Origin of the sequence: Flavobacterium sp. (genome assembly GCF_047602195.1) — a bacterium.
Classification (GTDB): Bacteria; Bacteroidota; Bacteroidia; order Flavobacteriales; family Flavobacteriaceae; genus Flavobacterium.
Map to the genome: position 1 here is coordinate 301,283 of NZ_JASGHW010000003.1, position 23,496 is coordinate 324,778.

Annotated in this window: 22 protein-coding genes; 7 read left to right on the forward strand and 15 right to left on the reverse strand. The window is 48.5% G+C overall.

Annotation, left to right across the window (positions count from 1 at the left end; genetic code table 11):
* Positions 1-85: 85 nt before the first annotated feature.
* Positions 86-2,434, reverse strand: a complete 2,349-nt coding sequence (locus tag QM717_RS04705) for a TonB-dependent receptor domain-containing protein (RefSeq protein ID WP_415035346.1) — start codon at positions 2,432-2,434, stop codon at positions 86-88.
* A 203-nt stretch (positions 2,435-2,637) separates the two neighbouring features.
* On the opposite strand from QM717_RS04705, the gene QM717_RS04710 reads away from it, so the two are divergent.
* Together QM717_RS04710 and QM717_RS04715 are read left to right on the forward strand one after the other, a co-directional pair.
* Positions 2,638-3,729, forward strand: coding sequence for a sensor histidine kinase (locus tag QM717_RS04710; RefSeq protein WP_415035348.1), 1,092 nt, complete (start codon positions 2,638-2,640; stop codon positions 3,727-3,729).
* On the forward strand, positions 3,713-4,429 hold the full coding sequence (locus QM717_RS04715) for a LytR/AlgR family response regulator transcription factor (RefSeq protein ID WP_415035350.1): 717 nt from the start codon (positions 3,713-3,715) through the stop codon (positions 4,427-4,429). Before QM717_RS04710 ends, QM717_RS04715 begins: the two co-directional genes overlap by 17 nt.
* Before the next feature lie 50 nt (positions 4,430-4,479).
* Here the strand turns inward: QM717_RS04715 and QM717_RS04720 are convergent, their stop codons facing one another.
* The 7 genes from QM717_RS04720 to QM717_RS04750 all read right to left on the reverse strand — a co-directional run bounded on the left by QM717_RS04720 (position 4,480) and on the right by QM717_RS04750 (position 8,880).
* On the reverse strand, positions 4,480-4,902 hold the full coding sequence (locus QM717_RS04720; RefSeq protein ID WP_415035352.1) for an SRPBCC family protein: 423 nt from the start codon (positions 4,900-4,902) through the stop codon (positions 4,480-4,482).
* A gap of 94 nt (positions 4,903-4,996) precedes the next feature.
* Positions 4,997-5,440 (reverse strand): hypothetical protein, encoded by a 444-nt coding sequence (locus QM717_RS04725; RefSeq protein WP_415035354.1) that lies wholly within the window; start codon positions 5,438-5,440, stop codon positions 4,997-4,999.
* 77 nt (positions 5,441-5,517) lie between these two features.
* Complete coding sequence (locus QM717_RS04730) at positions 5,518-6,927, reverse strand: M64 family metallopeptidase (RefSeq protein ID WP_415035356.1); 1,410 nt, start codon at positions 6,925-6,927, stop codon at positions 5,518-5,520.
* Complete coding sequence (locus QM717_RS04735) at positions 6,927-7,415, reverse strand: hypothetical protein (RefSeq protein ID WP_415035358.1); 489 nt, start codon at positions 7,413-7,415, stop codon at positions 6,927-6,929. The genes QM717_RS04730 and QM717_RS04735 overlap by 1 nt, the downstream gene beginning before the upstream one ends.
* A gap of 72 nt (positions 7,416-7,487) precedes the next feature.
* Entirely contained in the window at positions 7,488-7,871 is a 384-nt protein-coding gene (locus tag QM717_RS04740; protein WP_415035360.1) for a hypothetical protein, read from the reverse strand.
* Between the two features lie 132 nt (positions 7,872-8,003).
* Positions 8,004-8,465 carry a hypothetical protein gene (locus QM717_RS04745; RefSeq protein WP_415035362.1) on the reverse strand — a complete coding sequence of 154 codons (462 nt, stop codon included), beginning with the start codon at positions 8,463-8,465 and terminating at the stop codon, positions 8,004-8,006.
* Positions 8,452-8,880 carry an SRPBCC family protein gene (locus tag QM717_RS04750; RefSeq protein ID WP_415035364.1) on the reverse strand — a complete coding sequence of 143 codons (429 nt, stop codon included), beginning with the start codon at positions 8,878-8,880 and terminating at the stop codon, positions 8,452-8,454. Before QM717_RS04750 ends, QM717_RS04745 begins: the two co-directional genes overlap by 14 nt.
* A gap of 104 nt (positions 8,881-8,984) precedes the next feature.
* Here QM717_RS04750 and QM717_RS04755 point away from each other — a divergent pair, with 104 nt between their 5' ends.
* Genes QM717_RS04755 through QM717_RS04765 form a run of 3 tightly spaced genes read left to right on the forward strand, consistent with a single transcriptional unit; the run spans position 8,985 to position 12,080 of the window.
* A complete protein-coding gene (locus tag QM717_RS04755) occupies positions 8,985-11,024 on the forward strand; it encodes a CotH kinase family protein (protein ID WP_415035366.1) in 2,040 nt (679 codons plus the stop codon).
* 10 nt (positions 11,025-11,034) lie between these two features.
* On the forward strand, positions 11,035-11,601 hold the full coding sequence (locus tag QM717_RS04760) for a hypothetical protein (RefSeq protein ID WP_415035368.1): 567 nt from the start codon (positions 11,035-11,037) through the stop codon (positions 11,599-11,601).
* 20 nt (positions 11,602-11,621) lie between these two features.
* The gene (locus QM717_RS04765; protein ID WP_415035370.1) at positions 11,622-12,080 is read left to right on the forward strand and encodes an SRPBCC family protein; all 459 of its coding nucleotides are present in this window, start codon (positions 11,622-11,624) and stop codon (positions 12,078-12,080) included.
* Between the two features lie 41 nt (positions 12,081-12,121).
* Here the strand turns inward: QM717_RS04765 and QM717_RS04770 are convergent, their stop codons facing one another.
* Together QM717_RS04770 and QM717_RS04775 are read right to left on the reverse strand one after the other, a co-directional pair.
* Positions 12,122-12,709 carry a YceI family protein gene (locus QM717_RS04770; protein WP_415035372.1) on the reverse strand — a complete coding sequence of 196 codons (588 nt, stop codon included), beginning with the start codon at positions 12,707-12,709 and terminating at the stop codon, positions 12,122-12,124.
* Positions 12,710-12,724: 15 nt separating this feature from the next.
* Positions 12,725-13,093: a hypothetical protein gene (locus QM717_RS04775; RefSeq protein ID WP_415035374.1), complete on the reverse strand. Its 369-nt coding sequence runs from the start codon at positions 13,091-13,093 to the stop codon at positions 12,725-12,727.
* Positions 13,094-13,200: 107 nt separating this feature from the next.
* On the opposite strand from QM717_RS04775, the gene QM717_RS04780 reads away from it, so the two are divergent.
* Both QM717_RS04780 and QM717_RS04785 read left to right on the forward strand, forming a co-directional pair.
* Positions 13,201-13,608 carry an OB-fold protein gene (locus QM717_RS04780; protein ID WP_415035376.1) on the forward strand — a complete coding sequence of 136 codons (408 nt, stop codon included), beginning with the start codon at positions 13,201-13,203 and terminating at the stop codon, positions 13,606-13,608.
* 10 nt (positions 13,609-13,618) lie between these two features.
* The gene (locus QM717_RS04785; protein WP_415035378.1) at positions 13,619-14,461 is read left to right on the forward strand and encodes a DUF5777 family beta-barrel protein; all 843 of its coding nucleotides are present in this window, start codon (positions 13,619-13,621) and stop codon (positions 14,459-14,461) included.
* A gap of 69 nt (positions 14,462-14,530) precedes the next feature.
* Here QM717_RS04785 and QM717_RS04790 read toward each other — a convergent pair whose 3' ends face one another.
* The 5 genes from QM717_RS04790 to QM717_RS04810 all read right to left on the reverse strand — a co-directional run bounded on the left by QM717_RS04790 (position 14,531) and on the right by QM717_RS04810 (position 23,429).
* A complete protein-coding gene (locus QM717_RS04790) occupies positions 14,531-16,555 on the reverse strand; it encodes an FG-GAP-like repeat-containing protein (RefSeq protein WP_415035380.1) in 2,025 nt (674 codons plus the stop codon).
* Between the two features lie 224 nt (positions 16,556-16,779).
* Positions 16,780-19,227: an FG-GAP-like repeat-containing protein gene (locus QM717_RS04795; protein ID WP_415035382.1), complete on the reverse strand. Its 2,448-nt coding sequence runs from the start codon at positions 19,225-19,227 to the stop codon at positions 16,780-16,782.
* Positions 19,228-19,257: 30 nt separating this feature from the next.
* Positions 19,258-20,403: a hypothetical protein gene (locus QM717_RS04800; protein WP_415035384.1), complete on the reverse strand. Its 1,146-nt coding sequence runs from the start codon at positions 20,401-20,403 to the stop codon at positions 19,258-19,260.
* A gap of 186 nt (positions 20,404-20,589) precedes the next feature.
* Complete coding sequence (locus QM717_RS04805; protein WP_415035386.1) at positions 20,590-22,233, reverse strand: FG-GAP-like repeat-containing protein; 1,644 nt, start codon at positions 22,231-22,233, stop codon at positions 20,590-20,592.
* Positions 22,234-22,262: 29 nt separating this feature from the next.
* Complete coding sequence (locus tag QM717_RS04810) at positions 22,263-23,429, reverse strand: hypothetical protein (RefSeq protein ID WP_415035388.1); 1,167 nt, start codon at positions 23,427-23,429, stop codon at positions 22,263-22,265.
* Positions 23,430-23,496: the final 67 nt, after the last annotated feature.

The following is a 23,496-nucleotide window of genomic DNA, read 5'->3' on the forward strand; positions in this document are numbered from 1 at the left end:
TCCACTTTTTCGTCGGTGTCGCTGGAAATGAAAAAGCCACAAATGCAGCGGCATTGTGGCTCAGGTCGAAAGATCAAGTGGTCGTTTAATCGGGTTGGCGCTCGCGATCATTTTTCTTGCGGTTGAAGCGGTAGGTTACCGTAGCTGACACGCGCGGCCCTTTGTTTTTGCTTTCGAACCGGGAATTGTAATCGTCTCCCGAAACATAACCTTTGTATGCCCTGGAGTCAAGCAGGTTGTCGGCCCGTAGCGTCACCGTAACTTTTTCACTCCATAAATCCTTGCCGATGCCGAGGTCCATCCAATATTGCGCATCGACAAAAGTTTGCCCGGTGTTGCGCTGGCCCTGGTAATTGAAACCGGCCTGGCCACTCCAGGTTTTGTGTTTGAGTCGGGCATTTATCCTCGAGGTAAACGCTTGGTCCGATACGCGGAAAATCCCTTTTTGCTCGAAGTTGTAGTAATTCATCTCACCAGACAAGGTGAGCCATTTCAAGGCATTGTACGTCAGGCTCAGTTCGGCACCCCAACGGCTTTCGCTTCCGGTATTGACCTGTTGCGAAACCAGCACGCCGCCCGGATTGGTGTAATAGGTGTCTTCGAATAAATTTGTCGAGTATTGGTGGTAGATGCTTGGGTTGATGCTCAGCGATTTCCATTTGATCAATGTACTGAGTTCATACGAATTCGTATACATTGGATCCAGGTCAGGGTTTCCGATGGTGATGTTCCTGCGGTCGGCAATCCCGCCAAATGGATTGAGCTGCCAGAAACGCGGGCGTTGGATGCGGCGGCTGTAACTGAGCTGCACATTGTAATCGTCGGTAAAGCTGTAGGTGAAGTGGGCCGTCGGGAACAGATCGGTGTATTTCTTGTCGATGTTGAACTGGCCGAGCACATCGTCGCTTCCGGTATCGGCGTGTTCGGTACGCAATCCAAAAAGGTATTGCAGTTTTTTGAACGCACCGGCATATTGCACATAGGCGCCAAAAATGCGTTCGCGGTAATGCAGCACATTGGTAAGGCTGTCGACGAACACGCCATTGTCCCATACCTTATAATCGCTGTCGATGTCGCGGATTTCGCCTTTGAGTCCGAGCTCGACTTTCGATTTTTGACCCACCGGGACCGTGTAATCCGACTGGAACAAAAAATCCTTGCTGCTCTCGATGTCGCGGCTTTTGATCGATCTTGGCACATAAGTCGGGAACCATTGCTGTTCATTGACGGTTTCATTTTCGTCATCGTTCCAGAAATCATATTGCAGGTTGACGGTGAATTTCTTCTTCTCGTTTTCGAAATTCTTGACATAATTGAGTTCGATCTGGTTGGCTTCCTGTGGCTCGCGGTACCGTTCGTTGGCACGCGTGAGCTGTGTCGGCATTTGGTTCAAATCGAAATAATCAAACGAATAATCGACCGAGTTCTTGCCCGTGTTGTTGCGGTAGTAATAACTCAAGGTGAGCGTGTTCTTGTCGTTGATGTAATAGTCGCCGCCGAGGTAGATGTTGGCCGTGCGGTTGCTGCGCTCGTTGTCGACGTATTGATCCAAAATCGAATTCTCCAGGTAATTCGTGCGCAACGCCTTTTCATAACCGAGCCAAGTCATGTAGCGGTAACGGAAATCGCTGAACAGGTTGATCTTGGAAGTCTTGTAACTGATGTTGTAGCCCAAGGCATGATTGTCCGGGATGCCGGTCGTGGCCGATACCGAACTGCTGAACCCGCCCGCCTTGTTTTTCTTGAGCACGATGTTGATGATGCCCGCCGTGCCTTCCGAATCGTAGCGCGCCGACGGATTGGTAATGACTTCGACCTTTTCGATGTTCTCCGACGGGATCTGTTCGAGCCCGTTGTTGGCGGTCAAGACCGATGGCTTGCCATTGATCAGGATGCGCACCGCCGAGTTGCCGCGCAAAGCCACCACGCCGCTGGCATTGACGCTCACCGAGGGCACATTGTTGAGCAGATCGTTGGCCGTACCGCCTTTGGAAACCAAGTCTTTCCCGACGTTGAAAACCTTTTTGTCGAGTTGGTGCTCGATCGTCGATTTTTCGGTGTTGAGTTGGACGGCCTGCAATTCGACCGCTTCGGGTGCCAAATAGATGGGCGCCAAGATCTGATTGCTTTGTACCGTCAAGTCGATCGAAATGGGTTTGAATCCCATAAAGTCGATTTTGAGCACATAGGTTCCGGGCGCAACCGACAATTCGAAGGCGCCCTTGGCATCGGTGGCGGTCGATGAAACCGGCAGGTTGGAAGTGTTGATGATTGAAACATTGGCAAACTCGATCGCGGCTTTGTTGTCTTTTTCAAGGACTTTGCCGGCAATCTTATGCCGTTCCTGGGCGATTACTCCGGAACTGCAAAGGAGGGAAAAAACGAGGATGATTTTTCCCAAGCGATTTTTAAACTGTTCGTTGATTGATTGCATGATTGATGAAAATTGGTTGATGGGTCAAAGGTCAAAATAAACAGCCATGTTCCTACGCCCGTCGACACAAACCGCCCTTTTGAAGATGAAAAGGGAGTTTTTGGGTAAAATCCATCATTGGGGACCAAAACCAAAGTATTTAGGTCGAAAAATGCGGGTTTGGTCGATTGCATTCCCAAAAACAACGAATCTCCTGTATCTTTATGGCCATTATCGAAAAGATGGAATACCGGAAAAAAATAATCGATTACCTGCAAACCCACCGACTCATGCGGCATCTGCTGTTTTGGGTCGTCATTTTCATCACCTACATTCCGCTTGGGATGCTCGACAACGATACATTCCCGGTGACGATGATCATGAACGCCTGTTTGCACATCCCACAGATGATGGCCGCGTATTTCTTCGCCTATTTCCTGATCCCGAAATTCGTTTTCAAGAAACGGTATGTCATGGCCTGTCTATTGGCGGCGCTTGCACTGTACCTGTTCCCGATGCTGGCCAGGATCTTAACGGTACACGTGGGTGAGGAACTCGTCAGGCCGCGTCCGTTCGAGCAGGAATCGATCCAGGAAATCATGACCGATTTGGGGAAACTGTGTTTCAATTACCTGCCGGTGGTCTACACGGTGTCGTTCCAGTTTTTGTTCGTCAAGTATTTCCTCGATTACAAACGCAGCAAGGACAAGGAAATCCTGCTCAGCAAACAAAAAACCGAAGCCGAACTCAAGACGCTCAAGGCACAATTGAACCCGCATTTCTTGTTCAACACGCTCAACAACATTTATTCGCTGTCATTGTACAATTCGCCCAAAACCCCACAGGCCATCGGGAAATTATCCGAAATCCTCGACCATATTTTGTACAAATGCAATGAGGAAAAAGTAGGTCTTTCGAGTGAAATCAACCTGTTGCGCAATTACATCGAACTCGAGAAATTGCGTTATGACGAACGGCTGGAAGTCACTTTGGTCGCCGATGTGCAGCGCGAAATCCAATTGCCGCCGCTCATTTTATTGTCATTGGTCGAAAATGCATTCAAGCATGGGGCAGGCGAGGACAGCGGTTCGCCAAAGATCGACATCCAGATCGAAAGCCATCCGAAGTTTTTCAGGGCCCAAATCAGCAATACGGTTTCGGGCGACTACATGGTCAAGGAAGAACGCATCGGCTTGTCGAACATCCGCAAACAGCTTGACCTGGTTTATGAAGACCGCTATGCGATGGAAACCCAGTGCACTTCGGGTTCCTTCAAAGTCGTTTTAAAAATCAATACCGATGGCCATGAAAATTAAATGCCTACTCGTCGATGACGAGCCGCTCGCGATCAAACTCATCGAAAAGCACCTCGAAAAAATGGAAGGCTTTGAGGTCGCGGCCACGTGCAACAATGCGCTCAAGGCGTTCGAGATTTTGAACAGCCAGCCGATCGATTTGCTGTTCCTCGACATCAAGATGCCCAACATGACCGGGATCGAATTCCTGCGCAACCTCAAGCATCCGCCCAAGACCATCCTGACGACGGCCTATCGCGATTTTGCATTGGAAAGCTACGACATCGGCGTGGTCGATTATTTATTGAAACCCATAACGTTTGAACGTTTCTTTAAAGCCGTGGACAAGTTTTTGGTGGTGCAGCAAAATGCTAAGGTCAAGCCAGAAACTGCGCCGGCCGATCCGTTTGTCGTACTCAAATCGGGGGTCAAGAATTACAAGATCAACACCGATGACATCCTGTACATCGAAAGCCTCAAGGATTACATCAAGATTTTTTGCGTGGGCGGCAACCCGATTGTGTTCAAGTACAAAATCGGCGACATCGAGCTCGAACTCGATTCCACGAAATTCCTGCGGGTGCACCGTTCGTTCCTGATCAATACGCGTCACATTACGGCTTTTACGAATCATGAGATTGATGTGAAAGGTATTGAGATCCCGATTGGTGCGAGTTACAAAGAACCTACGATGCGTTTTTTGGAAAGCATCAGACGATAAAAAAAAACAGCGCCTTTAATCGAGGCGCTGTTTTTTTAAAACGAAACCGATCAATTCGTTTCCGTATAATTTTTAAAGCTGTCGAGGATCGCTTGCCAACCACCGCGTTGCATTTCTTCGGGATTCATGCTTTCCATTTCGAAAGTTTCGCGTACATGCGTCTGGTCACCGCTGGCGGTGAAAGTAATATCGACTGTCCTGCCGTCGCCCATGGTGTAGGCGATGTGCTGGTGTTCGACTACATCGTCGTACACGCCGCCGAAATCAAAACTCATGCTGCCGTCTTTCGCGGCCATCGTCGTACTGAAAGTGCCGCCGGTACGCAAGTCGTTTTCGGCTTTGGGCGCATGCCAATCGGGAGACGCCTGGCACCATTGGGTGATGTGTTTGGGTGCTGACCAATAGGCCCATACTTTTGCCACCGGAGCATTGACGGTCGCTTCTACGGTGATCATTTTGTTTTTGGTTTCCATGATATTTTTTTCAGATTGTTACAGGACAAAATTATGCTGCCGGTCTTTCAACCCAACGGTATGCGTGCGACAAATAAAGGTGGGATTTGCGAAACTATTCCTTGTTGAGTCCGGTGTAATCCTGGTAATCGGGACCCAGCGGCACCATGCATTTCACGTCGTTATCGCCAATGTACCATTCGAGGCAGTAGCCGTCAGGATCGACCTCGTGCTGCGAAAGCAACAGTTTGAATGCACGTTTGATGCTGCCCACGTCCTGCATAAAATCCCTGATGTAAAACGAATTGTAGGGGCCTTTCTTGATCGTGAAGGTTTCGAGCCCCAATTTTTCGGCTTCGCCCGCAGCCATTTCATCGGCGGCAGCCTTGTAGATGATTTCGCCGTTTTCCTTTCGCCAGGAAATCCCGAAAAAGCGGCGACGTTCTTTTTCCGCAAGCATGGCGTGTAGTTGGATGTGCGCGCGCTCGATTCCGTCGGGAAATTCGGTTGCCGTGATGCACATGACCTTGATGTCTTCGCCTAGAATAAAACTGTCCATGTATATTGTTCTTTAGTGGTTGAGCGGTCTCTCAAATTTAGCTAAAATCTTGCGAGCTTTTGCATCCCGCTGGCGGATTATTTTTTGAGCACTGGCTGGGTGTATTCGGCACCGTCGATTTTGACTACGGCAAAATAAGTCCCGGCCGATAGTTTTTCGGTGTTGATGGATTGGGTAAAACTCCCTTCGGCGATGGTTTTTTCGGCTATTTCCTCCAGGATTTTCCCATCAGATGTCAGCAAACGGATCGAAACTCTGGCCGATTTTTCCAACTCCAAAGCCACATTCACGACCGAACTCGTCGGATTCGGATAGACCGCATAACCGATTTTGTTTCCCGAAGAAAAGACATTGGTGGCCAACGCGTTTCGGTTGATCGTCCAGGTCACCGTACTGAAATGCACACCGCCGTGGTTGTCCACGCGAACCAGTTGCGCATTGTCGGTGACGGTCGCCGTAAGCGTATGCGTGCCGATGGCCAACGTGTTTTGGTCCACCTGGAACGTTTCGCTGTTGTTGTCATAAACTGTTGCATCGAGTTGCCATTGGATGTGCAGCGTGTTCGGGATCGGTTTCATCAATTCGGTCAAATGGAAATCGAGGAACTGTTCACCCGATTCGATGTTGAGCGCCGTCGGCGTATAAGCCACTATCGTATTGACCAGCGAATGGATTTTTTCCACGATCGTCTGCTGGCACACGTCGCAATAAGACGTCCCGAGCAATTCCATCTTGCATTGGTGGTCCACCGGACGGAACCAACTGCTGGAGGTTCCGCCGCAGCAATACGGTTCGATGCCTACGTTGCTGTCGGGCGTGAGCCAGTTTTTCCATTTGATCAAGGCCGGGTCGCTTTGTTGGGTCATGTTCGGGCGTTCGGTGAAATAGATTTCGCCTGCGTAATATTCATCGGCGAGGTTGGCAAACGAATGTCCCATCTCGTGCGTGGTGATCTCGTAGGCCGCCTCGTCTACGGTACAGGTGGCCCAGTTTCCGCCGCTTCCGCCATAATAAGGCGTGTTGACGATGATCAATGCCTGGTCGTAATTCGGGAGGTTGGTTGCGAGTACCAACGCAATTTTCGAATTGAACTGCGGTACAATCAACCGGTGGATGCCGAGGTAATCGAATCGGCTGCCAAAATAAATATCGGGCGCAGTGACCGGAACGGCCGGAAAAGCCGTATTGCAGTCACTGGCCGTACCGGCGTGCTTGGCCCCCGATTGGTTCGAGACGACCTTAATCGCAAATACATTGAAGTAATCCTTGTAATGGTTCCAGGGCGATTCGGCAAACAAGGCATCACTGAGTTCGGTGGCCTTTTCGATAAAAAGGTCCTGCTCCGCTGCGGTATAGCCGTCGCCAAGGATCGCAATGTTGATGAATTGGTCGGTGCTGCCTTTGTATTGCAAGGTTTCGACTTCGAAAGTCTGGGCGTTGGCGATTGCATAGAGGCAAAGGGACAGCAGGAGGTACAGTTTTTTCATCAGAGGGTCAATGTTAAGAGTTCGGTCTTGGGTTGGTGGTTCAAGGTTTCGGAAATCCGGACGCGGTAACCGTTTCCTTTGGTCTGGATGCGGAAGAAAAATTCCTCCTGGTCGACCTGGGCCTCCTTGACGGCAAAATGTTGGTTGGCATCGAGGTATTCCAAGTGTTTGTAAAGTGGATGGGCTATCGTAAAGCTTTTGGACAATTGTTCGCCCTGGAACAATTCGACGGTCAAAAACTGCGGTGTACCGGCATTTTCGGCAAAAGCCTTGAGTTTGCCGGCGGCTTTGGTCTGGTGCAGTAAAGTGATTTTATTTTGGTGCGACAAACTGTCTTTTTCGATCTTGAACGTCAGGAATACGATTTCGTCTGTAGCGACCGCGGCTGTCTGATCGGCACGGGAATCGGTCGGTTTACCTGGGCTACAGGACAAAATCAGCAGGGGCAGCAACAGCAACAGCAAGCGCATGGCAAATCGTTTTTTCAAAGATAGCAATTTTCGGATACCGTGAACCCGCGTTCGGAGTCGGGAAGTTTCGTTTGCCGGAAGGCGTCGGTGCTATTGTTCTTCGAGATTTTCCCAGGCATATTCCATTCGATTCAGGACCTTGTAATAGGGAATCAGGAAAAGGATTTCAAGCCGGATGCTTATCGTATGGTGAACCAACGGAAAATACACCAATGCGATGACGCACAAGACGAAACCCAGAATCGCATCGAATTTGCCGATTGAAATCGCATTGGACTTTTCAAACCACAGGCTATAAGCCGCAAAGCCTTTTATGCCGATCACAATAGCCAAAAAAATACCCATAAACGAAATAGGTTTATTGGTCGAATATCCGTAAAGCGACATGTCTGCCGGAATACCAAAGGCACCGATGAGCAGGCACAAGATTCCCATGACGCCCATAAACATGAATATCCAGCAACCTATTTTCATCCAAACGGGTAATAAGTTGCGGCGTACGATTTTATTTTTTGGTTGCGTATCTGTTAGGGTTTCTGGGGTTTGGTTCATTTGGAGTGGGTTATTTTCGATTCAACAAAAGGTTTGATGGTCTAAAAAGAAATTTTACAGTTTGTCCACATTGTCTTTTTTTAAATCAAAGGGCCAATGTTTTTTGTCATGTGTTTTTGCGGAAAATTGTTTCAATGAAATACGCAAAGGCGCTATGATTTCTTTTTCGGTCCCGGTTATTTTGATCAATTGTCTTTTGGGCATCTTTCCATTATGAAGGTTTTCGGTTTCCGTTATGGTCAATGAAAAATGGGATGCTTCTTTTTCCAATTCGAAAAAATACGCCTCAGGTTCAAGCCACCAGGTGATGTTTTGCGGTGCGGTGCTATCCAATGAGACCAAGGCGCTGTATAGCTCTGCCATTGGATCATTCAAGACATCGGATGCCGTAAAATGCAAACGGAAATCCCGATAGCTGAAGTCGACCGGCAACCATCCGTGTTCCGGCTCGCCAAATGTGATTGCTATTGATTGGTTCATTTCTCTGTTGTGTGTTTTGCCTTCAACGCGCTGCAAACTGCTGCAATGCCTCGATGAAATGCGTCCAGCCCAATTTAAAATTATTTTCGGAGAAATCGGGATATTGTTCAGCAAAAAAAGATTCGGTGACGGCATGCGTGAGTGTGATTTGGGTTTGGTTGCCGAGGGCTTCCAGTTCAAAACGCACGATGGAATTCCCAGGATAGCCGCCGTAACGCCAAGTGTAGGCAAGGTTTTGTGGTGCGTCGGCTTCCACGACCTTGATCAGGTGCGGGTAAACATGGCCGTTGTGGTGTACGTCGAAAGCGGTTTCAAATCCGGGTTGGGGTTCGAAATGTTCCATCATCGGGAAAAACCATTGTTTCAATTGCTGGATTTCGGTGAGCGCCCGCCAGACTTTTTCAATCGGTGCCTGCGCGAGGCGTTCTAAAAGTAAGGGTTGATTTTGCATACCGAAAGATAACGGAAACCCATCGGTCGTGCAACCTTTATTTTGTTAAAACACCAAACAAAAAATAACTTACATTTGTTACTCGAGTTTAAAAAAATGCCTCAATGAAGAATCTTTACAAACGGCTGTTGTTGACCTTGTTGGTGATCCAAAGCGCCGTAGTTTTTGCACAGGATTTCACCGACAGCAACCTGCCGATCGTCATCATCAATACCGACATCAATCCCGAAACCAACCAGCCTTACGAAATCCCCGACGATCCGCGCGTACTGGCCACGATGAAAATCATCAAGCATCCCGACGGCAGCCGCAATTACCTGACCGACCAGAACACGCCGGCTTACCTCAATTACAATGGGCGCATCAGTATCGAAATCCGTGGGTCGACCTCGCAATGGCTGCCCAAAAAGCCATATGGATTGACCACGCTGCAGGCCAACAATACGAGCAACAACAACGTGAGTCTTTTGGGAATGCCAAGCGAGAACGACTGGGTGCTGAATTCATTGGCCTACGATCCGTCGTTGATCCGGGATTATTTGTCCTACAACCTCGCGCGCCAAATCGGGAATTATGCCCCGCGAACCCAGTACTGTGAGGTCGTCATCAACGGCGATTACAAAGGATTGTATGTGTTCCAGGAAAAAATCAAGGCCGATTCGAACCGCGTTAATGTGGTCAAGATCACTACGGCCGATAATGCCTTGCCCGAACTCAGCGGCGGCTACATCACCAAATCGGACAAGACCACGGGCGGCGATCCGGTCGCCTGGAGCATGAGTTCCTACAACGGCACCACCGATTTTCTGCACGACCTGCCCAAGCCCGAGGAGGTGACTACGCAACAGGATGCGTACATCCACAGCCAGTTTACCAATCTGGGGTTGACAGCACACAACAACAATACGAGTTTTGTGAACGGCTATCCTTCGGTGATCGATGTGCCGACTTTTGTCGATTTTATGGTCTTGTCCGAATTGTCCTCTAATGCCGACAGCTACCAGTTCAGCACCTATTTCCACAAAGACCGCAACGGCAAGCTCAGGGCCGGCCCGATCTGGGATTACAACCTGACTTATGGCAACGACCTTTTCGATTTCGGCCTCGACCGTAGCCATTACGATGTGTGGCAGCTTGACAACGGCGACAATACGGGCGCGAAATTTTGGCGGGATTTGTTTGTCAATCCCACTTTTCGCTGTTATTTGTCCAAACGATGGAACGAACTCACCGCAGCGGGCCAGCCGCTCAAGCACAACAGTCTGGTCACTTTCATCGACCAGACCGTGACCTACATCGGCGAGGCGATCCCTAGGGAAGCGGAGCGTTGGGGAACCGTTCCGGACCATGCGCTCGAAATCGATAACCTCAAGACCTGGCTGTACCAAAGGATCAACTGGATGACGGCCAACCTGGGAGGTTTTTCGGCCTGCAACGCAATCGTTACGCCGCCGTTGGTCATCAACCGCATCAATTACAATCCCGGGACCAGTGGTTCGTTTCCGGTGAGCAACGACCAGGAATTCATCGAAATCAAGAATGCCGGGACGCAAACCGTCAACCTGGGCGGGATTTATTTCAAGGAATTGGGCATTTCGTATGTGTTTCCCGCCGCCACGGTCGAAGCGGGCCAAAGTGTCTATCTCGCGAGCAATTTGGCGACCTTCGAGGCGCGCTACGGATTTGCAGCCTTTGGGCAATTCACGCGCAATCTGTCCAACAGCAAACAAAAACTCGTTTTGGCCGATTCGTTTGGCAATACGATCGATACGGTTGAATATTTCGATGCCTCGCCTTGGCCCAATGCCGATGGCAACGGCAGCTATCTGCAACTGATCGACACGGCGCTCGACAACAATTTGGCCTCGAGTTGGATTGCATCGAATGCCAGTTTATCGGCGACCGCTTTTGCGAAAACCAATAGGACGGTGTATCCGAATCCGGTGAGCGGCAACCTGAATATTTCGGCTGCGACCGATATCGAATCGGTACAGATTTTTGACATCAGCGGAAAATTGTTGCGCGAATTCAACTGCCATTCAAAAGAGACGGCGGTGGATTTTTCTGATTTTGCACAAGGGATTTATTTCGTGAAAATCAGCGGTGAAGGTTATGCGCAGACCGAAAAAATAATCAGAAAGTAACGGCTCAAATATGAAAGGTTTACCACTTCTTTTGCTTCTTTTGCTTTTGGGTTCGTGTTCCAAAAATTACACGCCTGTTCGCGAGTATGTCGCTTTGCCTGTGAAATATCCGAAAGAAAAAATTTCGCATCCGTCCAATGATTTTTCAATGACGATTCCACAAAATTGGTTTTGGAAATCGGAACGATATGAATCGGAGAAAATGATGCTTGGAATTACGGCGGCTTTTTCAGAAACAACCCGTGGCTACACACAAATCATTAGCGTGTATAAATACCGAAGTCTACAAAAGAATGCAACACTTTACAAAGAATATGAATCTTCAAGAAAATATCATGAAGACAAAGCCACTCTGGAAATGGTAGAAAGCGGCAAAACGAAGCTCAACAATTACGACGCTTATTTCATGCATCTCCAATCGACCAATGAAAACCCGATCGAAATCATTACGTTTTTGGTCAAGGGCAAAGAGCAAGGTGTTTTTTATTCAATCACTGCCAATGGCCAACTCAAGGACGAACCCAAAACCAACATGGCCATCATGGTGAAATGCCTGAATAGTTTTGAGTACAATTAAAATATAAAATAAAAACAGAAATGGTACACATCAATCATCGCGTCGGCATCAAGGCACCTTTGCAAAAAGTTTATGAGGCTTTGGCCACCATCCAAGGAATTGCCGGTTGGTGGACGCAAGACACGACTGGGAAATCTGAGATTGGAGGGACAATCGTCACCCGATTTCACACTTTGGAAGGAACCGAGATCGGCAGCATGCATTTTACGGCAAAGACGCTCGATCCGGAGAAAAAAGTACGCTGGGAATTCACGGCGGGCCCGCCCGAATGGATCGGGACGGAAGTCATTTTCGATCTGCATCAGGATGGCGATTATACCATCGTTTTATTCAGCCATCGAAATTGGGCCGAGGAAGTCGAATTCAAATCGCATTGCAGCATGAAATGGGCGATCTTTATGTTGAGCCTTAAACAACTTGTCGAAACCGGCCAGGGAAAACCGTCGCCGCACGATATCAAAATCGACAATTGGAATTAAACGTATAAAAAAAATGTCCCTTGAATGGGACATTTTCATTTTTATTTGACCACGAATTCGGAATGGACGTTGACCTTGTTCGAGACTTTGCTCTTGACCACCGAAGGAATCGCAATGGCAAAATCGTCGGCGTTGACGCTAAAGTTGGCGATGATTTCGATGCCGGCATCGGTCTTGCGGATTTTTGCGGTCATCGTTACGTCTTTGGATTTTCCGTGCAATTCGAGTTTGCCTTTGATCGTATAGTCTTTGGCTGTACCTGAAAGTGCCGAAGCATCAAAATTGTCAATTTTTCCTTTGAAAGTCGCTTTAGGGAATTTGTCGCTTTCGATGTAATTCTCATTGAAATGTTCTTCCATGAGCGCCACTTTAAAGCGGAACCCCTTCATGAGCGCGAGGCTGGCGATTTCGCCTGTGGCAGGATTGAGTACGCAGGTTGCGGTGGTGTTGGTGGCTTTGACTTCTTCAAACGCGGGGACGGAAGCCTCAAAGGTAATTTTTCCAGCTTTGGTAATCATTTTCTCCTGTGCGGAAATCGTCGCTGCAGTTATCAGCAAACAAAACAAAATACTCTTTTTTCTCACAAATAGGTAGCAACCTTTTTGGAGTTTTTCAATCTTCTTTTTCATAGCGGTTTATTTAATTTATTCTTGTAATCCTTGCTGTTGCCATTGTTCGATGATGTCGATGGCGCTTTGCGGTAATCGGGTACCGCCGAGAGGCATCATTCCTTCGGCACCTTGGTCACGCGAGATACGGTCAAGAAGACCACGATTTTGAATCGCTTGCTTGACAAATTCGTAGGTCGTTAAAGACATAGGCGCGCCATTTTGGGTAGGATTGGAATGGCATCCCAGGCAGTTGTTGTTGATGATGGCGGCCACGTTTCCAGAGTAGGTGATGGTCGCGCCGGGAGGAATAGGATCTCCAATCAAGTCGGAGGTACTGTCATTGGAACAGCCTGTAAGGACAGCCAATCCAGCAAAAAAGGTTAAATTTCTTACAAGTCGCATTTTTCATAGGTTTTAGCCAAAATTATAGAATAATGATTAAATAAATTGAAAAAAATAAAAAAATAATTAAATTTGAATACTAATATGTTCCAAATAATCTAACAACTATGAAACAAGCAGTCAAAAAAAACATCCGCTTTATTATCCTGCTGGTTATTTTGGCAGGGGGATTCCTCACGTACAATTACCTGTATCAGGGGCATCGTGACATTGGTTCTGAAGATCCGGAATTTACCATGACCGTGAAGGAACTTCAAATCGAATTTGTATCCAACGACAGTTTGGCCAACCGGACCTATGGCAACCAAACGATCGAGGTAGACGGAAAAGTCACTGCGTTCGATGCCGCAACGGGAACGCTGACCATCGATGAAAAACTCTCCGCGGTGCTTAAGAAGAAAAAAGTCAAAGAACCCATCGCAGCAGGACAGAGCATCAAAATCAAGGGCCGTTTCCTGGGTTACGATGATTTGGTCGACGAATTAAAAATGGATCAGGTATCCATACTCAAATAAAATTAGCTCTATGAAAAAAAAATTACTACTTGCTTTTTTACTGTTTCCCATTATTGCTTTGGCCCAGGACGATTTGTTGGCCGGAATAGATTCGGTTCCGAAGAACGAGAAAGTCGACTCGGCGTTTAAGGCAATCAAAATCGTCAACCTCGAATCGACCAAACTCGCCGCCAAGAAGGACTTCTACTTTATCGTGGCGCACCGTTTCGGTTCGGTCGAAGACGGTTTCGAAGGTTTCTTCGGATTGGACAACGCCGTGACGCAGATCAAATTCCTGTACGGTTTGACCGATTGGCTGACCGTGGCTGTCGGCCGTTCCGAACAGGCTTATGATGTTTCGGGAAAGGTTAAAATCGCAGACCAGACCACCAATGGGCTTCCGGTTTCGATTGTGTCGTTCAACAGTTTGGCCTTCAACAATCAACTCAAGGAAAGCAATTATCCGAACATGAATTTCGAGAACCGGATGACCTACGTGACACAGATTTTGGTTTCGCGCAAGTTCAACAATTGGTTGTCGCTCGAATTGGCGCCGACCTTTTTCCACGAGAATTTCGTAATCGATGACGAGCAGGACAATTCGCAACTCGCCATCGGTGGAGGCGGAAGGGTCAAAATCTCCAAACGGGTTTCCATCAACGCCGATTATGCCGTGCACACGAACCGTTCCAGCAATTCCCCATTCCACAATCCGTTGTCTGTGGGGGTTGACATCGAGACTGGCGGACACGTATTCCAGATGCATTTCACCAATTCCCAAGGCATCCATGAAGCAGGCTTTCTCGGTAATACCACCGGGCAATGGGATAAGGGCGATATTTATTTCGGATTCAATTTGTTGCGCGTTTTTTAATCCAAAACAATTCAAAGCATAAAAAATCCCGCCTTTTGAGCGGGATTTTTCGTTGGTATAAAGTAGTGATTATTTCTTGATGAATTTTTGCGAATGTTGGCGGCCCTGATTGTCTTTCATGAGCAAGATATAAGTGCCCGACGAAAGCGCCTTGACAGAGAACTGGTCTGCGGTTCCGGCATCGAGGACTTTCCTTCCGGTCAGGTCGTATACTTCTACCGTCTTGATCTCGGAGGTATGCGCCATTTTGATGTTGAGCAGATCGTCGGTAGGGTTCGGATACACGCTGAACGACGAACTGGCAAAATTGGTCGTGCCCAGTGTTGAGCCTTCAATCACCGTTAGCGGTTCGTTGATGTTCGGGTTGAAAACGGTATCCACTGTTCCCGATGGCCACCGGATGATCACCTTTTCAATCGCATTGGCCGGTCCGATACCGAAATGCGTATTGAGCGAGCTCATGTATTCAAACCCATCACCACTGCGCACATCACGGATTTGCTTGCCCCAGATGCCGTAGATTTCAACCCTTGCCCCAATCGCGCTTCGGTTGCTCAAAACGCCTTGCAGTTGTACTTTGATCCAATTGTTGTCGTTTCCGGTATGCAGGTAAAGCGTAGCGGTAGTATTCGGGAAATTGTTGTTCAGGATGTCGAGGAAACCATCGTTGTTGAGGTCGCCAATCGGTCCGTGGCCGGCCGGGATGACCAATGGTGAAAAATTCATGCTGCCGTTGTTGATCATGATGGTTTTGGCGCCTGCGAAAATATCGATCCATCCGTCGTTGTTGAAGTCGTGTGCGACGTGTTCGTGGTCGGTTCCCGAGAAAATTTCAAATCCGGATCCGGCCGTGATGTCGGTAAAAGTCCCATCGCCATTGTTGCGCATGAGCTTGTGGCCGCCTGTGGCAAATGAACTCGCGCCGATCAAGGCATCCATGTCGCCATCGTTGTCGAAATCGCCCCAAGCGGAAGACCACGATTGCGAGGGTTCGGCCATACCGGCAAACAAACTCACATTGGTAAATGTACCGTCGCCATTGTTTTGGTGCAACTCGTCAATATTCGCCCCGGAGTTTCCGCCGCGGCATTTGGCGATGAACATGTCCTGGTCGCCATCGTTGTCATAATCGACGAAGATGGAGCCGTAGTTTCCGCCACTCGGGAAATCGCCCATACCACCCTGGTGGAAGGTATAGTTGCCAAAGCCATCATTGGTGTAATACACATTTGGCGCGACGTCATGGCAGACGAAAGCATCGAGGTGCCCATCATTGTCGAGGTCTACAAAATTGGAACGCTGCGAAAATACATTGTTGGTCGTGTACATCTGGGTGAAAGCGGTTTGGGTGTTGTTTTGCTTCATGAAACTGACGCCGCTTCCAGAGCCATAAAGTAAATCGTTGAAACCGTTGTTGTCGATGTCACCTGCGGCCATACTCCAGCCGGGCATATAGGCTGCACTGGGGGTTGTAAGTGTGGCCATCGTAAATCCGCTGCCGGTAGCGCTTTGGTAGGCCATATTGACGCTGGTCTGGTTTACACCAACGATATCGTCAAGAAAGTCACCGTTCATGTCTACGACGGCCTTTTCACCGGTCAAGACAATCGTTTGCGAACTAAAGGCAATTCCGGCTTCGACAGGCACCACCACATAAGGGCCTTCGGTCAATTCGAAAGTAAAACCTTGGGAACTCCATTTGTTGTCGAAAGCAATATAATAACTCCAACCTACTTGGGCTGCAAAACTATCGATCGAAGTGTTGCCGGTGCCGCTGTCGTCATCGCCTCCGTGGCAAATCAGGTTGTCGCAGTTGCCGCGGTACACCTGGAAACGGGTGTTGCGTCCGTTGTTGATGGGCAGGTCGGTGCTGACGGTCACGGTGTGGTTTTCTGTGGGCGTGTATACATACCACATCCCGGCGGTGGCGGCAGTGGCTCCTGGAATGCAAACCGGATTGGGGATTTGCGTTCCGTTGACCGAATCGACAAAATAAGAGCCAGGCGTGACCTGATAGGCCGTCGAGCAATCGTACTGCGCATGGGCGCTAAAGGTACCCGCTGCGAACAGACAAAAGAGTAAGATTTTTTTCATAATTGTTTTGGTTTTATTGGATATTAGTGAATAGGCTCAATGATGGAAAACCAAAGCAGGAGTAGGGATGGGGTGCGGTTTCTCAAATATAATAAAAAAATCACATTGGTTTGATTTTCAGTAAAATGAATTAACAAAATAGGACGAAAATCTACCCAGATTGTAAAAGAAAAGCCCCGCTTTCACTTGAAAAACGGGGCTTCTTTAAGCTGAAAAAAAATGAATTATTTTTTGATGAATTTCTGGGTGTATTGTCTTCCGCTCAAATCTTTGACCAAAACGATATAAGTTCCGGAAGCCAATTTCTTGACCGAAATCGTATCGTTTGCAATCGTTGTGTTCAATACTTCACGGCCATTCAAATCAAAGACCTGGGCCGATTTGGCCTGGATACTGCTATTGAATGTAAAGTAAAGTGCATCCGATGCCGGGTTAGGATAGATGCTGAAGGCTTGGCTGACCATTTCGTCGGTTTTCAAAGGGGAAGATCCTTCGATCACTTCGATGGTTTGGTTGACCGGTGGGTTCATGATGACATCGGTCTCGCCTGAAGGCCATTTGATGATGATTTTCTCGATGGTTCCGGTACCGATACCAAAATGTGCATTGAGCGTACTCATGTAACCAAAACCTTCGCCGCTTCTGATGTCCCTGATTCGTTTGCCGAATGAGCCATAGATTTCAACGCGGGCACCAATTCCCTGCGAATTGCTGGTCGTGCCTTTTGGAACAATCTTGATCCATTTGTTGGCATTGGGAACCGCGTAGCGAATCGCGCCGCTGCTCGGCATCTGGATGTCGAGGAAACCGTCGTTGTTGAGATCGCCCACGGCGCCTACGCCCATACTCGGGTAATTGACGAGCTCAAATGTATTGTCGCCTTTGCCGAACATGATCCGGTTTCCGCTGCTCAATACATCAAGGTTGCCGTCGTTGTCGAAATCGTAGGTGATCCAATCCCTTGCAGAATTGGAATTGAGGTCGAATCCAGAACCCACGGTAATATCGGTAAATGGTTCCTCTGTACTGTTGCTCAGGTCGAGGTTGTTTCGGTAAACTACCGTTGGGTAGCTACCATTGGCCCCGACGATGATGTCCATATCACCATCATTGTCGAAATCGCCCACTGCCGAAGACCACGAATCAGGAACGATGTTGATGCCCGCTACCGCAGAGATGTCGGTGAAAACCCCATTGCCGTCGTTGCGGTGCAATTCGCATGGAAGTCCAGAACATTTCGAAACGAACATGTCCGAGTCGCCATCATTGTCGTAATCACAAAAGATGGTCGCATAATTTCCACCCACAGAACCCAGGGACATCGAGCCGGCAGTCACACCGACTTGGTAGAATGAGGACAAATGGCCATTTCCGTCATTGAGGTAATAGCAATTCGGGGCCACGTCATGGCAAGAAAACGCATCGAGGTGTCCGTCGTTGTTGAGGTCGGAGAAATTGGTCCTTTGACAGAAAATGAATTGTCCTGGCGTAATGCTGGTGTAAGCGGTTCCTGTGGCATTCGATTCCCAGAAGCTCAGTCCGTTGGTACTTCCGAGCAGCAAATCGGTATAGCCATCGGCATTGTAATCCCCGGCAGCCATACTCCAGCCCGGCATGTTGCTTGTACCGGCAATCGGAAAATCGGTATAGGTGAATGTACCACCGGCACCTTGGTAATGCACACGCAAATTGTTGCCGCTTACTCCGGCCAGATCATCCAATCCGTCACCGTTCATGTCAACGACACACATATTGTAAGCGGAGTTTACGGTCGGGATGCTTTGGATGTTGTAGGTGATCGGGATCACGATCGGCACTTCGGTAATTTGGAAATCAAAACCGGCCGCGCTCCATTTGCTGTCCCAGACGATGTAATAGGTCGTTCCTGCATTCACATCGAATGTTTTCTTGGAAAGGAAGGAATTGGTATTGCCGACATTGCACTCGATAATCCCCGAGTTGTCGTCGCTGGTCAAACAGTTGAGCGTTCCGCTGCACGAACCGGTGTATACGCTAAAATTGGTGTCCTTACAGATGTTTTGTGGCAAATCGGAGCTGACCGTCACGCGGAAATTCTGCGTCGGCGTATAAGCATACCATTCTGCCTGTAGCGTGATCGACGAGCAAGTGGTGTTGAGGTTGACGCCATCGACTGCGGTTACCGTAGTAACCCCTGCGGTAACCGGTGTAGCGGTTGCACATGGGCTCGGTACAATTGGCGATTCGATCAATTGGAAATCGAATCCGGCCGTTTGGCCCCAACGGTTGTCCCAAACGATGTAATAGGTGGTTCCGGCGGTCACATCGAAAGTGTCGATCGACAAATACGAATTTGGATTGCCGACATTGCACTGGATGACGCCGCCGTCATCGTCATTCGCATAACAGGTAAGTCCCGCGCAAGTCCCGGTGTACACCATGAAATGTGTGTCCTTGCAGATGTTTTGGATGAGGTCTGAGGTAACGGTGACGCTGTAATTCTGTGTCGGTACATAAACGTACCATTCGGCCAAAGCATCGCCCGAATTCGAACAGGCCGTCGGAATATTGGTCCCGTCGATTCCCGGAACGGTTGTAATCCCAGCGCCGATGGGCAAAGCCGTGGCGCAGGTGTTCTGTGCATAGGACAGTTGGATGCCCAAGCCCAGCAATAATAGCATAATTAATTTCATTTTTTTCATTTTGGTGGTGTTGGTTAAATGTTATTCGCAATCGTGTAAACTGTTGATCCATTCTCTAATTAGGGCAACGCCTTCCTCGTGGACAATCGATCGTCCATGAAGCGGCATCCTGTAACCTTCTAATACGGTATTCATCCTGAAAAAAAGCATCGAGCGGTCAATCTTTCCAGGGGTGACAATCTTGTTCAGCAACGGATAGTCCTGTAGGTCTTGGGTATCGACACAAACGCCCATGTTGCTGAGCAGACTCGAATTGCTGAAAGCCATGCGCATCGGACGGTACGAACAATACCGATTCGCCTCATGGCAATGTGCACAGTTGGCGTCGAAATAGGAACGGGCCCGAAGCTCGAGCGGTTGTCCCGCATCGCTGTAATTAATGACGGTGTGCGCCGCCGAAGGCAGGCTGAAACCACTTTCGAGATACCCCATTTCGATCCATTTCTCGAGTTGGTTTTTAGTGGCGGTTCCGTAATGGTAATTGAAATTGAGGTTTTGCGGTTTGATCCCAATCGGGATGTACACATCGACCTGGTGGCCGTTGACATTTTGCAGCGCGCGGTGACAGGCTTGGCATTGGGATATTTCGGGAATCTTGTAATTGGCCGACTTGACCACATTGTTTTCATCCTTCCAACTGATGGGCGTAATGCCACCGGCCATGTTGTAATAGGCTTCGGTCTGTTCGGCATTCCAGATGTAATTGGCAAAGATCCAACGGTCGGCTTTGCGGATCATCAAACGTGTTTCTACAATCCGTGTGGCGCCTACGGGGCTAACGTTCTGCACGTTTTCATAATAGAAAGTCTTGACCAGGACGCCGCCTATGGGCATTTCTAGAATCGTCCCGTCTGAATTGTAAGTGGCTTTGGTCCCTTTGGGCATCCATACGAAACGTTTCTTCTTGGCGTAATCGGAAAACAGCGTACTGGCGGGTTCAAACGGAAGCAAACCTTCGGCCGGTTGCAAATTTTTCATGATGCCTTCAAAGAAATGATAGTCGGATAATTTGGGATAAGGGACGCGCGTCAAATCTACCGAAATGGATTGCTCAGGCGCTACGGGCAAAGGAGTATATGTTTTATCATCGTCGGATTCGGAGCATGAAAAGATGGCCAAAACGAGGCATACAAACGGCACTAAAAGGAATGCGTAATTTTTTTTCATAAATCCGGCTTGCTGTACCAAAAATATTAAAAAATAGTTAGGAATTTGAAGTCTATCCTGTTAAATTTTAGAAAGTTATGGGGTTTTTGAAAGAGGTTTGAAAAGAGCCAATAACGACAGGGCTTCGCAAAAAAAAAGCCCCGTTTTCGATACAGAAAACGAGGCTATATTTTTGTTGATCAGCAATTATTTCTTGATGAATTTTTGGGTGAATTGTTTGCCGTCTGCACTTTGCAATTTCAATACATAAGGGCCGATGGCGAGCGATTTCACATCTACGGTTTGGTTCACCACAGGAGTGTTGAAAACCACTCTTCCGCTCAAATCGATGATTTGCGCCGAGGTGATGTCAACCGATTGGCTGAAACGCAGGTTGATGACCTCCGCGGCCGGGTTCGGGAAAATGCTGAAATCGGTGTTGGACATTTCTTCCACTTTCAACGGTGCCGAACCTTCGATCACGGTCAGGCTTTGGTTGCTCGATGGGTTCATGATCACGTCAACTGTTCCTGATGGCCATTTGATAACGAGTTTCTCGATGGAGCTGGCCGTGCCGATACCGAAGTGTGCATTGAGTGTGCTCATGTGGCTGAAACCTTCGCCGCTTCTGATTTCGCGGATTTGCTTACCCCAAGGGCCGTACAATTCCAGACGTGCGCCGATTCCGTTTCGGTTGCTCACGGTTCCCTGCAGTTTGACGGTCAGCCATTTGTTCGGGTTGCCGCTGTTGTACCATACTTTGGAGCCGCTTTGTACATCGAGGAAGCCATCGTTGTTGTAGTCGCCGATTGCGCCCTCACTGAATCCGAGGTTGTAGCCGGTGAACGTCATGTTGCCGTTGTTCATCCAAAGCTGTTTGTTGTTTTGCCAAAGGAAATCGACCCAGCCGTCGTTGTTGAAGTCGGCGGCCTGCAATTCCCAAGAACCTACCGTCGATTCGATTCCGGTTGTGGCATAAATATCGGTGAACGTACCGTCGCCATTGTTGAGGTACAATCTGTTTTCGTCTGAAATATTCGACAACAAACAATCGAAATCGCCATCATTGTCGAAATCGGCCCAAGCGGTCGACCAAGACTGGGCGCCATCATTGATGCCTTTGGCCGCTGCATCTTCGGTAAAAGTACCGTCGCCGTTGTTGGTGTACAACAGGTTGATGCGCTGCAAATCGCCTTCCGGCGCACCACCGCGGCATTTGGCTTCGTACATGTCCATGTCGCCGTCGTTGTCATAATCGATCCAGACCGAAGCGTAGTTTCCGCCCACGTCCAAAGTCGGGAACATCGGGATGTCGAAAATCATGTTTCCGGCACCGTCGTTGCGGTACACATGGCTTTGATCCACATCATGGCAGGCAAACAAATCGAGGTTTCCGTCGTTGTTGATGTCGATGAAATTGGTTCTTTGCGTAAAGATGTTTCGGTTGAAATTGTTCCAGTTTGGATTTGGATTACCGCCATTTACCAATTGAGAATAGACCGACCCGTCTGCATTGGCCTTGACCAGCGCACAACGGCTTTGGCTTCCCAAGACCAGGTCGTTGTAACCATTGGCGTCGTAATCCCCGGCAGCAATACTCCAGCCTGGGTTGGTCGTCAATCCGGTGACGGTATACGATTGCGCTTCAAAACCGCCATCGGCTTTCTGTTTGTAGATCGTAATGTTGGGCGCGTTGACCGTCACGATGTCGTCCAGGCCGTCGCCATTCATGTCCACACCACAGCAGATACTGGCATTGCCACCGAAATTCTGCGAGGTGAAGGTAATTCCCTGAGCGGAGGCCACGCCGCTGAGACCAAGGAATGTGAGTAAGTAGTAATAGTTTTTCATCAGTTCGTATTTAGGATTGTTTTTTTACTTTAATTGCATTCGGTCGACAGCGAATTGATCCAGTCGGAGATGAGCTGTACGCCTTCCTCGTGTACAATCGTGCGTCCGATGATCGGCATCATGACCGATTCTTCGGTCGATCCCATCCGGATGATCATTTCGGATTGGTCCGCCCTTCCGCCATTGATCACAAAAGGACCGCCATCGATTTGGGCCGTTGGCACCATGCATACGCCAAATTGGGCGAGGTTCGGGTTGCTGTAATTGAAACGCATCGGGACATAATCGCAGTGACCACCGAGTCTGTGGCAGTGCGCACAATTGATGTCAACATACGAGCGGACGCGTTTTTCCAAAGGCTGGCTCGTGTCTCTCCAGTCTACGGTCGAATTGATCGAAGCCAATGAAGGCAATGAATTGTCGAGGTAACCGGCCGCTTTCCAGCGCGTCAATTGGTTTTTGGTGTAAGTGCCGTAATTGAACATGGTGTTGAGGTTTTGCGGCTTGGGTCCGATTGGAATCGCAATTTCCCCATTTTCACTTTGTGTCGGGTTCAATTTATGGCAGGTCGCACATTCGGTCGAAGCCGGAATCTTATAGTTGATGCTGCGCGTCACATTGTTTTCGGTGAAAGTAATCGGAACAAAAATACCATTGCCTTCGGTGTCGAGGTAAGCCTCGGTTTGTTCCTCATTCCAGACGTAATCATACAATTTCCAACCCGAATCGTTTTCGGTGGCTTCGTATTTCTTGATCAGCAAGCGCGTCTCGATGATTTTGGTCACATTGCCCGGCTGAACGTTGTCGTAATAAAAGGTTTTGATGAAAACCGTACCGACCGGAAACACGAAAATATTGTCGTCGCTGACATAAGTCGCGTGCGTACCTTTGGGCATCCATACAAAACGTTTCTTGTGGGCGTAATCCGAGAAAAGGTCGCTCGCTGGCTTGTAAGGAATCACCAGATAATTGGGCTTTTGGTCTTTGAGCGCACCGGTAAAAAAGCGGTAATCGGACAATTTGGGCAACGGAACCTGGCTCAGGTCAAGCTTGATAGCGGCTTCGGGTTGTGGGCCGGTCTTTTTCTGGGTCGAATATTCGTCTTCACTGATGTTCAAATATTCGTCATCTTTTGAACAGGAATTGAATCCCAAAGCAACAAACAACAGGGCTATCAGTAGGTATTTTTGTCTCATAAAATTTTAAAAATGAAAACCAAAAATAGTAAAAAATCAATAACAAAGATAAATATTGCAAATAAGT

What these genes read in the sequence shown, in the direction of transcription:
- QM717_RS04705 (WP_415035346.1), bottom strand. Translation starts at nt 2,434, where the DNA reads ATGCAATCAATCAACGAACAGTTTAAAAATCGCTTGGGAAAAATCATC.
- QM717_RS04795 (WP_415035382.1), bottom strand. Translation starts at nt 19,227, where the DNA reads ATGAAATTAATTATGCTATTATTGCTGGGCTTGGGCATCCAACTGTCC.
- QM717_RS04725 (WP_415035354.1), bottom strand. Translation starts at nt 5,440, where the DNA reads ATGGACAGTTTTATTCTAGGCGAAGACATCAAGGTCATGTGCATCACG.
- QM717_RS04800 (WP_415035384.1), bottom strand. Translation starts at nt 20,403, where the DNA reads ATGAAAAAAAATTACGCATTCCTTTTAGTGCCGTTTGTATGCCTCGTT.
- QM717_RS04775 (WP_415035374.1), bottom strand. Translation starts at nt 13,093, where the DNA reads ATGCGACTTGTAAGAAATTTAACCTTTTTTGCTGGATTGGCTGTCCTT.
- QM717_RS04765 (WP_415035370.1), top strand. Translation starts at nt 11,622, where the DNA reads ATGGTACACATCAATCATCGCGTCGGCATCAAGGCACCTTTGCAAAAA.
- QM717_RS04710 (WP_415035348.1), top strand. Translation starts at nt 2,638, where the DNA reads ATGGCCATTATCGAAAAGATGGAATACCGGAAAAAAATAATCGATTAC.
- QM717_RS04785 (WP_415035378.1), top strand. Translation starts at nt 13,619, where the DNA reads ATGAAAAAAAAATTACTACTTGCTTTTTTACTGTTTCCCATTATTGCT.
- QM717_RS04715 (WP_415035350.1), top strand. Translation starts at nt 3,713, where the DNA reads ATGGCCATGAAAATTAAATGCCTACTCGTCGATGACGAGCCGCTCGCG.
- QM717_RS04805 (WP_415035386.1), bottom strand. Translation starts at nt 22,233, where the DNA reads ATGAAAAACTATTACTACTTACTCACATTCCTTGGTCTCAGCGGCGTG.
- QM717_RS04780 (WP_415035376.1), top strand. Translation starts at nt 13,201, where the DNA reads ATGAAACAAGCAGTCAAAAAAAACATCCGCTTTATTATCCTGCTGGTT.
- QM717_RS04730 (WP_415035356.1), bottom strand. Translation starts at nt 6,927, where the DNA reads ATGAAAAAACTGTACCTCCTGCTGTCCCTTTGCCTCTATGCAATCGCC.
- QM717_RS04770 (WP_415035372.1), bottom strand. Translation starts at nt 12,709, where the DNA reads ATGAAAAAGAAGATTGAAAAACTCCAAAAAGGTTGCTACCTATTTGTG.
- QM717_RS04760 (WP_415035368.1), top strand. Translation starts at nt 11,035, where the DNA reads ATGAAAGGTTTACCACTTCTTTTGCTTCTTTTGCTTTTGGGTTCGTGT.
- QM717_RS04720 (WP_415035352.1), bottom strand. Translation starts at nt 4,902, where the DNA reads ATGGAAACCAAAAACAAAATGATCACCGTAGAAGCGACCGTCAATGCT.
- QM717_RS04750 (WP_415035364.1), bottom strand. Translation starts at nt 8,880, where the DNA reads ATGCAAAATCAACCCTTACTTTTAGAACGCCTCGCGCAGGCACCGATT.
- QM717_RS04810 (WP_415035388.1), bottom strand. Translation starts at nt 23,429, where the DNA reads ATGAGACAAAAATACCTACTGATAGCCCTGTTGTTTGTTGCTTTGGGA.
- QM717_RS04790 (WP_415035380.1), bottom strand. Translation starts at nt 16,555, where the DNA reads ATGAAAAAAATCTTACTCTTTTGTCTGTTCGCAGCGGGTACCTTTAGC.
- QM717_RS04740 (WP_415035360.1), bottom strand. Translation starts at nt 7,871, where the DNA reads ATGAAAATAGGTTGCTGGATATTCATGTTTATGGGCGTCATGGGAATC.
- QM717_RS04755 (WP_415035366.1), top strand. Translation starts at nt 8,985, where the DNA reads ATGAAGAATCTTTACAAACGGCTGTTGTTGACCTTGTTGGTGATCCAA.